Annotated in this window: 1 protein-coding gene; it reads left to right on the top strand. The window is 55.8% G+C overall.

What is annotated here, in order from left to right; all coding sequences use genetic code 11:
• The first annotated feature begins 56 nt into the window (after positions 1 to 56).
• On the top strand, positions 57 to 18,158 hold the full coding sequence (locus tag Poly41_RS00055; protein ID WP_146523903.1) for a tandem-95 repeat protein: 18,102 nt from the start codon (positions 57 to 59) through the stop codon (positions 18,156 to 18,158).
• Positions 18,159 to 18,226 lie beyond the last annotated feature (68 nt).

The raw sequence follows: 18,226 nt of genomic DNA on the forward strand, positions 1-18,226 counted from the left end.
CGAACGCCTCAAGCTGCCGGCCTAACTCAACACGATCCCTCGAGGTTCGGGCGAATATGACTCAGCGACGACTTTCTCGCAAACCGACCAAAGCATCGAAACTTACTTCGCGACGCCTGCATCATGAAACGCTCGAAAAGCGTGAATTGTTGGCGGCTGACCTTGGCGTTTCGGAAACGGCCCCTAACCTGCTTTCGATCGAGGCGAACTCGGGACGCCAATTCGATCTGCAGGACAGCAACCAGTTGCTCGAAGCGCCAGCTCAATTGAAGTTCCGTTTTGATGGCGGTCAACAGCTCGATCCGACCACGTTCGATGCGTTCCAGTTCACGCGAAGTGGTGGCGATGGATCGTTTGGCGAAGCGAACGACGTTTCGATCACGCCGGGATACATCGGATTCGAAGACGAAAACGGAACCCGGATCGTCGTCGCAAGGTTTGCAGAAACCTTGCCTGACGATTTCTACACGATCGTGATTGCTGGATGTGATGACACCAACGCGGGTACTGTCGGTTTGCGCAATACCGATGGCGAATTCTTTGCTCCCGCAGCATTGGCCGATGGCACCCAACCGCATTCGCAAGTCATCCGCTTTGAAGTCGAAGTGGGCCCCAAAGTGGTCGCGGTCGTTCCTCAACCGATCGAAGGGACGGGAGCCTCACGAACCCAAAATCGCGATCAGATCTTCGTTTACTTCAACGAAGACCCGCTGACCAACCCCAACGCGGGTGTCGTGACCAGCACCGGTTCCGCAAGCGATCCGTCTGTGGTTCGTCCGGAGTTTTACAATCTGTTCTTCACTGGCGACACGGTGGAATCGACCGATGATTCCAAATTCAATCCGATTGCAATCGAATACGATCCTGCGCTCCACCGAGCGACGTTGACCTTCGAAGCGGAATTGCAATCGTTACAACCCGTGGCCGACGCGGGAGGTTCCGGAACGTTCCGTTTGCGAATCGGTTCGTCGCAAGACTTGCCGATCACATTGGCGCCAGATTCAGCCGATCAGACTGCGGATGTTGGCGACACGTTCGCCAATGCACGTAGTCTTGGCGTGACGTTCGGTCCCCAGGACGCGAGTATCGCCATCAGTGGTGAAGTCGAAGCGACCGCCGGGAATACGATGCGTTGGCCTGGGATCGATTCACCAGGTGTCCGCGATGATCGTCGCGATGCACAGATCACGGGCCGTGCCGACACGAACGATGGTGTCAATGTTTTCTATTACAATTTTGCGACGCTCTACGGAACCGATGCAAGCAATCTGAAACTTGAAAACGCGATCACCCCAGCGCAACAGCAACGGACTCGCGAAATTCTCGATCTGTACGCTGAACATCTTGGCGTTCAGTTTATTGAAACCGAAGATCGCGGCCTGCAAATTGTCACCGGTGACTTGCGGGCACTGGTTGAAACCGCCAGCACGGGGACGGGCGTTCCGTATTTGGATTATCGCGTGAACGACGACGATCCCAGCAAGGGGGTGTTGATCCTCGACGCGAGTGAGAGCTGGTTTGATGGTTATGGGCTCAGCCCCGATGCGCGCCCAAGTTGGTTTGTGGAGGCGCTTCGCGGGGTCGGATCGCTGTTGGGGATCGGCAACACGTTCGATCAACCCGGTGGCGTTGCGAGTGGATCGAATCCAGGTTTTGTACTTCCGAACGTCAACTTGGAACCTGACTTCTTAAGCACCAGCGACATCATTGCGGGTCAAACGCTTCATCGCCCCGAGATTCGCGACGCAGACCTTTACAAGTTTCAAGTGACCCAGTCGGGTCACATCGCAGTGGAAACCTATGCGCAGCGTTTACTCGAAACCAGCATGCTGGATACCGATCTGAAACTGTGGCGATACGATTCGGTGAGTCGGAAATATGAATTGGTCGCCCGCAACGCCGATTTCTACGGCGACGATTCCTTCATTGGACTCGATGTTGAACCCGACGTGTATGTGCTAGGCATTACGGCGGCTGGCAACAACGATTACAACCCCAATATCGCCGATAGCGGTGGTGGCGGACTGTCACAAGGTCGCTACGAGATTCGCTTGTCGTTTGAGAGCACTCAATCGAGCACGATCACGGACACCAACCTTTCGAAGCTGGATGGCGATTCGGATGGCATCGCCGGTGGCGACTTCAACTTCTGGTTCCGCGTGGCTCAAGAGGTCGGCCCAGGCACCGATCCACGTGTCATTTATGTGGACAAGGCCGGCAGCAATTCTAACAGCGGTACGTTTGGTTCGCCCTATCGAACAATCGCTCACGCGCTTGACAAAGCGGACCCCAATGACATTGTCCGTATCCTTCCGGACGCCGGTGCGGACGGTCGGATTGACACCACGGCCGACAACCGCGCCTATGAAATTGGCAAGACCAGTGGCGGTGTCACCCTTTCCGATGGTGCCACCTTCGAGATTCCTCGCGGTGTTTCCGTGATGGTGGACGCCGGGACCATGGTCAAGCTTCTCAATGCAAAGATCAGCGTCGGTAGCGAAACGATCGACGAAGACCGATCGCTTGCGTCGCTGCAAGTACTTGGAACCCCAATGCTTGTCGATGGCGATGGTGCAACCATCGATGGTAGCGTCGATTTCACCAGCCATAACGAAGAAATGCGTGATGGAATTGGGTTTGCAATCGATACGAACATTTTGCCAACGACACCGACGCCAGGGAATTGGGGCGGTATTGAATTTCGCAACGACTTTGATTACTCCGAAGGCCGACCCGTTTGGGAAACCGAAGGGATCTTCCTCGATTACGTTTCGCATGCGGATATTCGCTTTGGCGGCGGCAGCGTGACGGCGACTCAACCGATTGTGAATCCCTTGCAGATGCTTGAGAGTCGGCCAACGCTGATTTACAACTTCATTAGCGAAAGTCGGGATGCTGCGATCAGCGCCGACCCCAACAGTTTCCTGGAAACCAACTTCAACGCGCCGATCTTTCAACAAGCGGCGACCTTTACCTCGGACTACGATCGGGTCGGCCCGTTTGTCCGGGGCAATGTCTTGGTCGACAATTCCATTAACGGCTTGTTCGTACGCGTGAAAACACCAGCGGTTGGCCAACTTGAGCCGATGACCGTGAGCGGCCGTTTCGATGACTTGGACATCACGCACGTGCTCAGCCAAGTGTTGGTTTTGCAGGGCCAACCGGGTGGTCCACAATTGCTTCAAGACCGCCCTGATGTTCTGAGTGCGACGGTCAATTCGGCGAATGGTACGGCGTCGGGGACGCTGACGCCGGCGTCCACGGTGGATTACCGAGTGACGTTTGTAACGAGGGACGGGTACGAATCCCTAGCCAGTGAGCCGACTCGAAGTGTGGTCGTTGGCACGAGCGGCACCGTCATGCTCGCCACGTTGCCGGCCGCACCGGCCGAATATGCCGGACGGCGACTGTATCGCATCAATGCGTCGGGCCAGTATGAGTTTGTAAGCCAGCTCGACCGTGCGACTCCGACCTTTACGGATAACGGAACGACGCGTGGAGGCTTGATTTCCGATGCGGCTTTGGCTACCGCGACGGGTGAGCGATTGATGCCACGCTTTGACGCCCGCTTGAAGCTTGATCCAGGCACGGTCATGAAAATCGACAGTGCGCGAATTGAAGCCACCTTCGGTGCGGACTTCTATGCGGAAGGTACCGAAGCGAACCCGATCGTTTTGACCAGTCGTCAAGATGACCGATTTGGTGCGGGTGGAACGTTTGATACCAACAATGACGGTGCCTTCTCGGATGCCGGCGCCGTTCGGCCAATCGCGGGTGATTGGAGCGGTTTGGTATTCCGCCAAGGCAGCAGTGCATCGATCGATCATGCCGTCCTTTCCCATGCAGGGGGTTCGAGCAACATCTCGGGAGGATTCGCAACGTTCAATCCGGTTGAGATTTTGCAGGCCGACGTGCGGATTGCGAATTCGACATTCTCTAACAATGCAAACGGTTACGACGGAACCGACTCGATTCGCGACGGCGTTGGTTTCAACGGCCCTTCCACGATCTTTGTTCGTGGTGCCCAACCAACGATTGTCAATAATAAAATTATCGATAATGCGGGCGCCGCGATTAGCGTCAACCCCGACGCACTGAACTACCTTGCAGTCAAGGACCAGGGTCGCGGAACCTCTGCGATTGATTTGTTTGTCAGTGACGGTGACAACCAAGGACTTTTGGTATCGGGAAACCAACTAGACAACAATGCCATCAACGGAATGCTAATCCGCAGCGAAATCCTGACGACCGAAAGCGTTTGGGATGACACCGACATTGTTCACGTTGTGGAGAATACCGTTCAAGCATCGCCGCATCATTACCGTAGTGGGTTACGTCTCAAGAGTGATCCCAACCAGAGTTTGGTGGTCAAGATGCAAGCCGGCGGAAGCCTAGTAACCAGTACTGTTCGCACCGATATCGATGACGCCATTGGCGGGACGATCCAAATTCTGGGACAAGCTGGATTCCCTGTGATTCTGACCTCGATCCAGGATTGCAGCGTCGGCGCAGGGTTCACCCCTGATGGGTTGCCACAGAATGACACGATTGAATCAGGCGTCTGTATTGCGGACGTCACTGCCAATCCTGCCTCGGCGGGCGATTGGTATGGCATCGTTCTCAGTGCAGATACGAACGATCGCAATGTTGCCTTTGTTCCGGAGTCGGAAAGATCGGTTGCAAGTCAAGCGGCCGTCAATGCAATCCCTGGAAACGCGCAAAAGCTTGGTTCGCTGGCTCAGAATGAAGTGTCTGCGGATGAGAACCGCCGACTTGGATTCAATATTCGCGGATCGCTTAGCCAAAACGGCGACATCGATGTTTATCACTTCACCGCCAACGGTGGCACCGAAGTTTACTTTGATATCGACGACACCGATTTTGGGCTCGATACCGTCGTCGAACTGATCGATATCAACGGGAACATTCTGGCGCTCAGCAACAGCTCGAACGACGAATCGGTCACGCCAAGTGATTTGGTCAACAACATTGCCAGTGGCAGCGTTTTGCCATTGTTCAAGACGGGCAAGACGGTTGTCGAGAACCCCAATGCGCTCGATGGCGGTATGCGAGTCATCCTGCCAGGTAATAGCCAAAGCGTCAACGAGTATTACGTTCGAGTGCGCAGCAGCAACTTGCGTCCGGGTGACTCACCCAGCCGTTTGCGTGATGTGTCGCTTGTCGGCGCGGGGCTTTCCTTTGGTCAATATCAGCTTTCCATCAGATTGCGTGAAACCGACGAGATCGCCGGCAGCACGGTTCGATTGGCCGATATCCGTTACGCCACCAATGCACTTGATCTTCCTGCCGCACCCCTGCACTCGCCTCTGGCAGGCGAGCATGCGGAAGAATTGACGAGTGCGGGTGTCGACGTCAATGATGGCGGGACTGCGTTCAACGGCACCGAAGGCAGTGGCCAATTTGCGAACGCCGACGCGGATCCGGTTGGCAATCTGGATCTATCGGATCGCGGTGTTTTGCGTGTCAGCGGATACCTTGGCAATCAAATCCCATCGACCAATCTGAATTTCTCGCAGCTCGAAGAGATGGACTTGGACGTCTACCGCGTGGACATCACCCACGGCCGACAAGAGCCCAATATCATCGGTGAAAACCGTTTCGTTTCCACCGTGTTTGATCTTGATTACGCTGACCAAGTCGGTGGTGCCAATACGTCGTTGGCGGTCTTTGACTCTGCCGGTCGCTTGATCCTTCATGGTCGCGATTCGAATGTGGCGGACGACCAAGGTCGCCCGACACTTGGCAACGATATGACCAATCTCGATGGTGGATCAGCGGGTACCCTGGATGCCTACATCGGTCCCGTTGAGTTGCAAGTGGGCACATACTATGTCGTGGTCAGTAGTGCTCAGATGATTCCCGAGTCGCTCAACCAGTTGTTCCAAGCCGATCCGGCGGATACCAATGTTCGAATTTTGCCCGTCGATTCGGTACGCAACATCGCCGAAGAAGGCTTCGAAGATGTTAGCCTTGGTGTCAATACTTCGACGCCCTTTACGCCCGTTCAATCGATCAATTCTCGTGCAGATCTGCCGACGATCACACCCTTGTTTGATGAAACCTCGATCGTCCCCTATCAGCTTGAAGACGTTCGGATGTTCTTCACGCTTGACCAAGGTTTGTCAGGTACCAATCAATCGACATTGATATCGATCGATCCGTTCACGGGACAACTGGAACGGACGATCGGTCAATTTGCTCAGCCCGTGGGCGATTTGGCTATGCGTCGTGACGGCGAACTGTTCGCCTACAGCCTTGGTCCTGCGACGGGCCAACAGAACAACGGCAATACGGGCAACTTCCTGAACATTAGCTCGGCGGATGCATCTGCGTCCGGTGGTGACGACGGGTTGACGTTCCGGCGCGCCAATCAAGCGGGAACGGGAACCGAGAACGATGACAATGCGCAACTGTTGATCAACGCGATTGCATTCGTACCTCAATCCGGAAACGCGGGTGCGAGTACGGGAAATAACCCCAGTATCCCTGATGGCGAACGCGCCTATGTCGTGGGAACTCGCGATAACTTTGGTCGCGGCGAAATCTATGACGATTTGCGGCGCAATATCGTTTACAGCGTTGTGGCCAATAGTGGTGCCGCGACCAATCAGGGAAGCACCAACGGGCAACTTGATCGAGACTTTGGCTCGGGACCCTATTCCGAGACCATGGGCGCCGCATCCAATAAGCAAGAATTTGGGATGGTGGACGTGGGTCAGTTCGAGGATTCCCCACCGGATGTCGATGGAAATCTCGTCGACGCGGGTGACATCACGGGATTGGCGATGGATCCGGTTTTGGGCGCCTCGCAAATGTATGCGGTGACCGATGGCGGCTATGTCTTGTCCTTCAGTCCGTTTGATACGCGAGCGGTGGATATCGATCCGGCCGACCCTGGAACCTACTTTCGAGTCATCAACTCGACCAATCACGGTGCAATCACACCGCATCCGGATGACTTCAATTCGTTGTTCGGCGGCGGGGTTCGGTTTGCGAGTTTGACACTGGGTCCCCGTTTGACCGGTCGCGAAGGAACGTTTGGAAACGGCCCGTATGCTCAGGTGCTATTTGGTGTCACCGAAAACGGCTGGATCTACACGATGCAAATCAATGAGACGAGTGGTCGCATCGAGCCCGCGCATGTTTTGGTCAATGGTAATTATGCCATCCCAACGGTTGACCAATTTGGTTCCCAGTTGAGTGTGAGACCCACCGGAGTCGCGTTCAGTATCCGCGAAGAAAACCTCTGGCATCAAACCAGTGATCTCAGCACCCCGTTCAGCGTGGGCGGTTCTAATTCGACCAACAACCTCCATGGCACCTACGAGCCACACAACGAGACTCGGATACGAACCAGCAGTGGTAGCAGTCTGTACTTCGGTAACGAGATCAGTGGAAACGCCGATGAGAACACGCTCGACGGTGGCAATGGCACGCTCAATCCGGGCGGGGCACATGGCTCGGTCGTTAGTAAACCGATCAGCTTGGAAGGTTACAGCGCCGCGGACAAGCCGACGATGTACTTCACCTATTTCTTGGAAGTGGAAGCGGACGATGACTACACGCTGAATCGACAGCAAGTCGATGCATTTCGTGTCTTTGCCGCGGGTGACGACGGTCAGTGGCAAATGGTGAGTACCAGCGATAGTTTCCGTAGTTTTGTTAACTACGACGAATACGACTATTTCGGCAGCAATGGGCAAATCCCGGTTCAAGAGGCTTATGACAACACCGGTGTTTGGCGTCAAGCTCGCGTTGACCTGTCACCGCTTGCAGGGAACAAGAATGTTCAGCTTCGCTTTGACTTCTCGACTGCCGGCGGGATGCAGTCGCAATTTGTGACGTCCGGCTATTTGACGGAAATCCAAGCGGTTGCGGGAACGGATGTTGTCGATGGAACGACGTTCGCAATGTACGACAGCTCGAGCTTTGATTTCACAACGTTTGAATTCGTTCGCGGTGCCTCGGTCAATATCCCCAGTCCGAGCACCATTTTCAGTGGCCAACAAATGGCGTTTGAGCGACCAACGGGCGCGACGGTCACGATCATTTTGACCTCCGGCACGGCGACGTTGCCGAATGAGGTGGAATTCACTCCAGGGGTCACCTCCTCGGCATTGCTGGCCACACGAATCGCTACGACTCTCGGGACGCTTGCGCCGGAACTTCAAGCGAGCGCCGTCCAGGGCCGTTTGATCGTTCCCGAAGCCGAATCCTTCTCGCTCACGCCTGAGCGTTTCGCTGCCGCTGACGTTCTGATTCCTGACAACGGTGCCGGCTTGGCGAATGTGGTTGCCCTCGACGGGCAATCCCTTAGCGTTGGTAATTCGATTGGCGAAACCACCACGGTGTCCTTCAATCAAACCCAGGAAGTCTCGTTTGGCAACCTGACGGAATTGGTAACGGTCACATCGGACTTCACCGGGTTCGCGGATGGCGTTCGAATCGTGTTTGCCGACGAGATCAATGATCTCTTTGCCGCCGACGTTCCGGCTCGTGCGACGTACGATTTCTTCCAGCGCACCATCACCGTCACGTACAACTCGAACCCTGATCCGCTTCTGTTCCCAACACCGACCAACAACGACTACAGTGCCGTCGTCGCCGCACTGGATGCATTGCCATTCTTCTCGGCGACACTCACTGCCGGTACCGGCACGGTCCCCTTCGCAGCGCCGTTCAGCGCCCCTGTCTTTTCGACCAACGAAGTCTTCATCGATCCGGCGGCGAGCGCCGACGCACTCACTCAGGCGATCGCGGACAAGCTCAACGCCCTCGATCCGTCGCTGCAAGCGGTGGCGCAAGGCACGCGTTTGGTCATCCCCGCCGCGAGTAGCGTCTCGTCAACGACACCTGCGATCACCGTGACCTCCTTCAATGGCGGTACGACGGCGTCACAGTACCTGCCTAACGGTAACGTTCCTGTCTTCTATGCCAATTCGATGGTCGTTGAAGAGGTGCGTGATTCGATCCGCGAGTCGTTGACCGAAGGGATCGGAGCGATCGATCCTGTGACGGGAGTTTCCAGCGCCTCGCTGCTAACCTATCCCGATTATGGAACTACTCGGATTCGGGTGTTCAATCAGCAATTGTGGTTCAATCAATCGGCCATCGGTTTTAGTACCTATTTGCCGGGTGATGAGTTTGGCGCGTTTGGAAGTTCTTCGATTTCCACCAATCAAGTCAACACGCGTCCCGGTTCCAACAACGCGATCACAGGCGTTTACATTGACGACATCGTGGTCGGTTTCGCCGAGCGGGGTGAAGTGGTGCTGAACGCTCCGGCCAACCAGAACTTTGACGTGTTGCCAGAAACGCGAACGTTTACCTACACCGACACGCAGCAACCGGAGTATCCCAACGAAATTCTGACGGGTGGTTACACGCTTGAAGTCCGCAAGGGTGCCGAGTACGGAGCAGCCAACGACTACGACCCCATTCGCTTGTACACGAATGAGCAGTATGGTCTGGGACGATCGTTTGATACGAACGACCGATTGGACGAAGAGGGGGTGACGTTGATTGCGCCCTCCGGAGCCGATTTGGTCGATGGTGATTCCTTCGTCATCGGCAATGGTTTAACGACATTGACCTTTGAGTTTGATAGCGATGGCAGCGTCGCCGCCGGGAACGTTCGCGTTCCTTTCACGCCGCTGATGGTGGGTGCGTCCTTCGATGAGCGTTACGACGAAGCAAACGTCGTGGCGAGCGCGATTCGCGATGCGATCAATAGCGCCCAAGCATTCAACATCCTGGGCCTGAAGGCTGCCGGACGCGATAGCACGGAAATCGGCACAATGACCGACAATCGCATCGAGCTTTTCGGCGAGTCAATTCAAGTCAATCCATCGACGGGTCGTTTTTTGAAAGTCGATTTGGTTGCTGAGGAAACGTTCTACGGACGTGAATCCGCTCGAACCCTGCCCATGGTGGACCACGACAATCAAACGGTTAGCGACGCGATCTACTATGACACCTTTGCTCGAGCGACCGTCACCGACTACGTCAACGGCATGACCGACACGCTGGTCGCCGTCGGCAAGATTGGCGATCATGTTGGCACGGGAGACGCCAATTCGGTCCTCATTGATTCTCCGTCGAATGACGTTGACATTGTCAAGATTTTCTTGAATGCCGGCGACATCATTGATGTGGATTTGGACACGATTGGATGGAACCTTGGAACGGAATTTGATGACCCCAGGGTCGAAGTCTATCGGGAATCCGGTGGCGTGATTTCGCTCGCTGCGGCAAGTGCAACTCAAAGCAGCGCACCTGGCGAATCCAGTGCGGGTGCGTTCATCAATGACTTCACCGCGACTCAGACGGGCTACTACTATGTTCGCGTTGCGCCCCGATCGTCGTTCTTCTTCTTTGATGGCAGTTACGGTGAATACCAATTGACCGTTCGGCCTGGCGCCGCGATCACGCGTGATGTCATGATGGTCGACTACCACATGGACAATGGCGACCAGAATGCTTTCCGTGATCAAGGTCAATTGATCATCGAATCGAACTTCATCCGTGACTTTGGTGGGACCGGCATTCGAGCGACGTTCCGCACGGACATTGGTCCGGACAATGACGCTAATTTTGGGTATCCTGTTCCCATCGATCGTCGTCCCGGTTCGGCAGCTCGGTTGCGCAACGACAACACAGAGCGTTTGCTGCCCGGCACGGTCATCGCGAATAACGTGATCATCGCAGACGGAGGAACCGGCATCGTGTTCAGCGGTGAAGTTGCCGCCAGCGGCGATTCCCCGGCGCCGGTTCCATTTGGCCGCATTGTCAATAACACCGTGGTCGGAAACGGTTCAGGGGTCGGGATCGATGTGAGCCAAAACGCGAGCCCAACCGTGTTGAACAATATCGTTACCGATTTTGCGACTGGACTGCAGATCGCAGGAAACAGTGCCAGCACGATCAGTGGCAGCAACGCCTACCGATCCAATGGCACGCACTCCACCGCGGGGCTGGATTCGAGCGACATCATCATTCCGTCTAACGTTGAGTTGTTCCAGGATTCTTCCGTAGACAATTACATCCCAGCGGATGGCTCCGATGTCATCGACAGCTCGCTTTCTTCGTTAACCGATCGAAGCAATTTCTATCAAACGGTCAAACAGCCGGTTGGCGTTTCGCTTTCGCCGATCATTGCTCCCAGCTTCGACGCCTATGGCATTCCGCGTGTTGACTTGTCGGACCAAGGGACGTCGGGCGGTGTAGGGTCAAACGTGTTTATTGATCGTGGAGCGATTGACCGAGCAGACTTCTTGCGACCTAAAGCATCCCAGGTATCACCGCTCGACTACATTGCAGGTCAAGGTGCGGTGATCGAAGGGGGTGAAATCGATCCCGAGGAATCCTATCTTCGGCTGTCGTCGGGTACTGTCGACTACTTCGAAATTCAATTGTTCGACCCCAACGGTAGCGGCCCCGATCCACGCACGATTACCAAGGACAACGTGAGTTTGACGGAAAACGGTGTCCGCTTGCTGCCGGATGTGGATTACACGTTCGGTTACAGTGCGAACAGCCGGCTGGTTCGCTTGACCCCGCTCGCTGGAGCCTTCCGCACCGATGCGGTCTACGAAATCACGCTGAATAACAAGTCGCGAATTTCCGTGGACTTGCCGAATGGTGGCAAAATCGTCGACGGTGATCAGGTGATCGTGGATGATTTGGCGGGTAACCGAGCTGTCTTTGAGTTCGAAAGCGGCTACGTCGTGTCGGTGCCACAAAATAGCACCATCACGGTGCTGGAGACCAATGCGAGATTCACGGACCGGCAAACGTTCGACATCGTGTCACCGACCGGTGAACAACGTCGTTTCGAAATCAATACGGCCAACTCGGTCAATAGCAACAATGTCGAAGTCCGATTGATCGGCGCCGGGACAATCGAACAAGTCCGCGATGCGATCTGGGCAGCACTCAACGGCCCCGATCGTTCGAATCCATCGATCACGGTTGCCAGTTATTTAGGACTGACACCTGCCAAGGTGGGTGAGAATCAATTGCAACTCGGAACGGTCGATGGTCATTCGATCACGGGTGTTGTCGATGGAATGGAATTCACTGGCTCGACGGATTCGATTGCCAGTGGCGACTCCTTCACCTATCGCCACAACAGCAATACGGTGACATTCACGTTCACCACCAATGCGGTGGATACGTCGGTCCCGGCCAATGCGAATCAAATCCCGTTCCACTTGACGGATGCGCCTTTTGAAATCGCAGAAAAGATCGTTGCTGCGATCGATCGTTTCCCACAGCTGAACCTGGGGTCGGCCCAAGCGACGGGTGATCAAGTGCTGTTGGGAGGCGTGGAGGCTGACAGTTTGACTCCTGGGCCACTGACCATCGTAGGCGTGCCGGGTGTCACCGGTTCCTTGGAACTGAACGTACCTGACACGGCCAATGGAATCGCTTTGGTGAATTCAACGTTTGTGGTTGACGTCGATGGTTTTGCGGTGACGTTCCGATACACCGACGACCCTGCTGCAACCAGCGTGACCGAAGAATTGATCCTGTTGAATGCCAGCATGTCGACGAGCCAAATCGCCACCCTGACGGCCAGTCGCATCGGCCCGTCCTACAGTGGCGTGTTGACTCCATCGGCAAGCGGCAGCGTGGTTCGATTGGGTGAACAAGCCGCGATCGTTCCAAGTGGCCAGACGCCTTCGGCCGCCTCGTTGGCCGTCACCGCGAACGCCACCGGTATCGTTTTGGAGACGCGTGGCGTCAGCGGAGGAGCGATCCCAGTTGAGTTCATTCCCACATCGCAGTTTTCCGAGGCAGCTGCGGGATCGATTTTTCAAACGGCGATCGCGGCATCGCGATTGGAAGTCTCATCGTTCTCGCCAGGTGGCGGCACGGTTTGGATCGAAGACGCCATCACGGCTGACGTCACCATTGCCGACGTCGCCGACGGGGTACTCGTCCCTGCGATCACCGATTTGGCTGGCAATACCGTGCAAGAAACGCGTCCAAACAACGAGACGCGATTCACGATCATCATGCCGGAAGTGCTGTTCGATTTCGGTGACGCCGCGGATTCCTACGGAACGCTGTTTGCCAGTGGGGGGCCACGCCACACCGTCAGCGGCAATCGTACGCCGCGACTCGGTAACTTCCTTGACACCGAAGACGATGGCCGGCCGACGGTCAATGCCGACGGTGACGACCAACCCTTAACACTCTCGGCAGTCGGATCGACGATGTTTGACGTCGACGCGGGAATGAACAACCAGTTGTTGGTCACGGTGAATTCGACACCTCCGGTTGGCGGTGAGATTCTGCAAGTCACGGTGGGATCGACGGTGACGCGATTCGAATTGATCGAACCGACGTCGAATCCATTGGTGGGGAACGTTCCGGTGGTGATCAACCTTGATGACGCTCCTTCGGAAATCGCATCGAAGTTGCTGGTTGCCATGCAGGGTCGACTCGAAGAAACAGGCGACGCGCTATTGGTCGGGATCGATCCCAACGATAATGCGACGATCGACTTGACGGCGATCGACGACGAAGACGGGGTGCCGATCGGTACCTACAGCGTCGGTGGTATTGGCGTGAAGGTCTTTACGACGGTCGACGCCGATCCCGATAATGTCGCTGCGGATCAGATCATGGGCTTCTTGAATCCTCTGGATCCAGCTGGCAGCAATGTCAACATCGTCGTCACGGGCACCGGTTTGATCGATGGCTGGATCGACTACGACCGCGATGGCATCTTCCAGGACGACGAGCAAGTGTTCACAAGCGTTGCAGCCATCGATGGAACCAACCGCTTGACCATCCCTAGCCGCATTGGTGATTCCGACATTGTCATTGGCGATACATTTGATACCGCCATGCGGGTCCGAATCAGCAACGCTGGAAACCTCGGCCCCGACGGCGTCGCGATTGGCGGTGAAGTCGAAGACTACATCATCTCGGTGTTGCCCCGTAATGCCGCCGTTCCGGCTGACGATGCTTACACGACCGTCGAAGACACACCGTTGGTCATCGATGGCACCGGAACCCAAGACGACTTGTTTGTCAACGATGAGGGTGTCGATGCTCAATTGATTCCGATTCGGTACTTCATCATCGATTCGCCGCAACACGGAACCTTAATTCAGACCAATCCGAACGAAGGCTACTTCACCTACACACCGGACAAGGACTTCAACGGCCAAGACAGCTTCACCTACCGATTCAACGCTCAAGAAACGGGTGATTCGGTATCGACCTTGGCGACCGTGACGATCGATGTCAGCCCTGTGAACGATTCACCGGAACTCGAAATTTCGGCAACCGACTTCGATTTGCTCGAAGACGCCACCGCCACGACGATCAGTGGCTTTGTCAGCAAGGCAACGACCGGTCCCGATACCGCGACCGATGAATTGGCAAACCAGATTTTGAACCTAACGATTGCACCGGTTTCGATCGTACCGACGTCGCTCATGACTCAGTCGCCAACACTTGATGTCGATGGCAATTTGACGGTTTTCCCAGCGGCTGATGAATTTGGCACGGCCATCTATGTCCTGCGGGGCACCGATGCCGCCGCAACAGGCAACCCCGCGTTGGTCGATCCGATCACCGTATCGCGAACCTTCACGGTTCACGTGCGACCGGTGAATGATCCGCCCACGGTCAATCCTGATTTGGCCAACACCAGCGACGAAGTCGTGCCCGTTGGACCGAACCCGATCGTCGACGAAGCCTACGAAATTAATGGCGTGGGTGAGATCACCTACACGCTACGTGAAGACAACACGCAAGCACTCGGCGATACCTCGCAGCCTTACTTTATCCCCATCAACGCGGCGCCGGCTGCGTCGGGATATGCGAGAGTCGGACTGTTGGATGTGTTCTTGCCAGGTCCCCCGACGGAAATCCTTGATTTGCCGGGTGGCTTGCAAACGATTGAATTGGTTGACTTCCCGGCCAACCAAACCACCGCTCTCGGTGGCACGTTGACCAGCGTTGTCGAGAATGGTGTCGTCGTAGGTATCAACTACGTTCCTCCGCTGAACTACAACCGTGACATTGGTGGCGAGGATTCATTTACCTATACCGTACGCGACAACGGCCAGAGTTGGGATTCCGATCTTGGGGACTTCGTGGAGGATCCGAAAGAGGCAACCAACACCGTTTATTTGAAATTGAACCCGGTCAATGACCGACCTGAGTTCCAATTGAATCAAAGCACGTTTGAAGTCAAGGAAGACTCGGGCTTAGTGACGCGCAACAACTTTGCGTTTAACATCAATGCGGGTCCCCCACAAACCGCCTTCGATGAAACCAGTCTGACGAGCGGTCAACAGGTCGAGTTTACCGTCACCTCGGTCGGACTATCTCCCCAAGAAGCGGCCACCTTCTTTACCCAATTCCCAGCGATTTCGCCCAACGGCACGCTGACGTTCCGACCCGCACCAAATGCGTTCGGATCGTTCGAGTTTGAGGTGGTGTTGAGCGATTTGGGTCCTGGAAATGCGACGCGAGGCGACTTGATTTCGTCGCTTCCGCAAACCATCGCCATCGATGTGTTGCCGACGAATGATCCGCCAACGATCAACCCCAATGTCGACCCGCTTGAATTCGACATGTTCGAAGATGCGTCGATCGACATTCCTGTGACAGGAAATGGCACGACCAGTGGGTTGTTGGACGTGTTCTTGGTCGGCCCCGGCAACGAGGTCTCCGACGTTGTTCCAGGCGGCAATCAAACCCTGTCGCTCGGCACACCGCTTCCCGTGACATCGGCAGCAGGTGGAAAATTGACACCCATCACCGATTCGAACGGAAACGTGACGGGACTGCGTTACCTGCCGCCCGCAAACTATGCCGGCAACGATTCGTTCATCTATACCGTGATCGATGATGGTGTGTCGGTTGAGGTTGGCACCGGTGGGCAGGTGAGCAATGACCCTCGCGTCGCCGCCAACACGGTTGCCTTGACGATCATGCCGGTCAATGATCAACCGATTTTCAGCGGTGGCGGAAACGTCACGTCGGACGAAGACCAGAACACGGGCCTTGGCCGAGGTGTGGTCGAAGTCGCCAATTGGGCCACCAACGTGCAAGCTGGACCCAGCGGTGCGGTGGACGAGATCAACGGCCAAGGTTCGATCGCTCCACAAAAGCCTGAATTCATCATCACGCAAATCGGTGGTGACGCAGATTTGTTCTCGGTCGCACCCCTTGCCACGATCGAGAATTCCTCGGCAACGTTGACCTACGTTTCGGCACCGGATGCGAACGGTGTGGCAACCTTTACGGCAACCTTGGTTGATGACGGACCGGCGGATGCGACGATCGGTGACGACGCCATTGGCGAAACGAAGACCTTTGTCGTCACGGTTCGGTCGGTCAACGACGTGCCAACCTTCTCACCCGGCAATGATGTGATCGTCAGCGAAGACAGTGGCCCCTACAGCGCCGAATGGGCGACGATGATTTCACCGGGACCCGCGGATGAGCAACTGCAAACGCTCGTCTTCAATGTCAACATGCCGGAGGGCAGCGAGGCCTTATTTGCGTCGCTACCGGTGATCAACGAAGAGGGCGTGCTGCGATTCACTCCGGCGACCAACGCAGTGGGCACCGTTGACTTGCAGGTCTCGGCAACCGATGTGCTCGGAGCCACCTCCCCATCGTCGCTGCTGCGGATCACGATCACCGAAGTGAACGATGCACCGCGACCGGTCAACGACACGCTCGATCCGTCGGATGAGGATACCGTTTTGAACATCGCCGCCAGCGAATTGTTGGCGAATGATGTGGATCCCGACTTGATCACCAACCCCAATGAACAATTGACATTGGTGATGCCCAGTGACTCGTTCTCGATCAGCGGAGCTCGCGTCAGCTATGACGCTGCGACGCAAACCATCCAGTACGATCCGACCGTCTCGTCGACCTTGCAAGCACTTGCCCCCGGTGAGAGCCTTACCGATTCGTTCTCCTATTCGGTGCGTGATGCGGCCGGCGTCACCAGTGGACCCGTCGTCGTCAGTGTGGAGGTCAACGGCGTGAACGACGCGCCGATTTTGGTCGCAGATAACCCCACCTTAGTGCCGGGATCCACCACAACGATCGCGCCACTGGTGAATGACACTGACATTGACGGAACCATCGACCCGACGACGTTGCGGATTGAATTGCAACCTGCATTCGGTTCGGTTTCCATTGATCCGGCGGGCGTGATCACGTACACGCCGTTTGCCAGCTTCAGCCAACAAGATACCTTCTCGTACAGCGTTGCTGACAACCTCGGATTGCGAAGTGCACCCGCATTGATCGTCGTCGATGCCAATGCGGCACCGATTGCTCGCGGAGATACGGGAGGGACATTCTTGGACGAAGCGGTCGTGATCAACGTCGCGGCCAACGACAGCGATCCAGATGGAACCTTGGACTTGACCAGCATTCGTATTCTCAGTGGCCCAAGTCGTGGCGAAGCCGTGCCGCTCGCCGATGGAACGGTTCGCTACATTCCTGCGACGGGATTTGTCGGAACCGACTCGTTCACCTACGCCATCTCGGACATGCAGGGACGTGAAAGTGCCCCTGCAACCGTGAACTTGCGAGTGGTTGCCAGCGAGCTGCAGAATCCGAAACAGTTTTCGGATGTGAATGCCGACGGAGCCGTTTCGGCCCTCGACGCACTGTTGATCATCAACCTATTGAGCGAGTTGGATGGAACCAGCAGTATCCCGGTCGAGCCCGATGATCGTGGACCGAACTTCTACGATGTCAATGGCGACCGATCGATTTCGGCGAGTGATGCGTTGCAAGTGATCAACGTCTTGACCGCCCGTGATACGATTCCCAACACAGGATCGGGCGAAGGGGAAGCGGTCGGTGAGATTGCCTCTGCATTCTCAAGCGACGTGATTCGCATGACGACGACCCAAACGGTGGTCAGCATCGCTGAACCCCAATCGGCCTTCGCCTTGGCACCTCGCCCCGACAAGCTCGCATCAACGAATGCAGACGAAAGCAACGACTTGATGTCCGAATCGAGCGATTGGCTCGGTGACGAGGATGTCATCGATATGATCGCCGGGACTCGCCAAAGCGATGAGGGAATGGACCCAAATCTGGCAGCATTGGACGATGCACTGACAAGTTTTCACTAACGAAAACCGTGGTCTCGGATCGTCCTCATTCCTTCCCGCACCCGGGGAAGCGTGAGGACATCGGAACC

Origin of the sequence: Novipirellula artificiosorum (assembly GCF_007860135.1) — a bacterium.
GTDB lineage: Bacteria > Planctomycetota > Planctomycetia > Pirellulales > Pirellulaceae > Novipirellula_A > Novipirellula_A artificiosorum.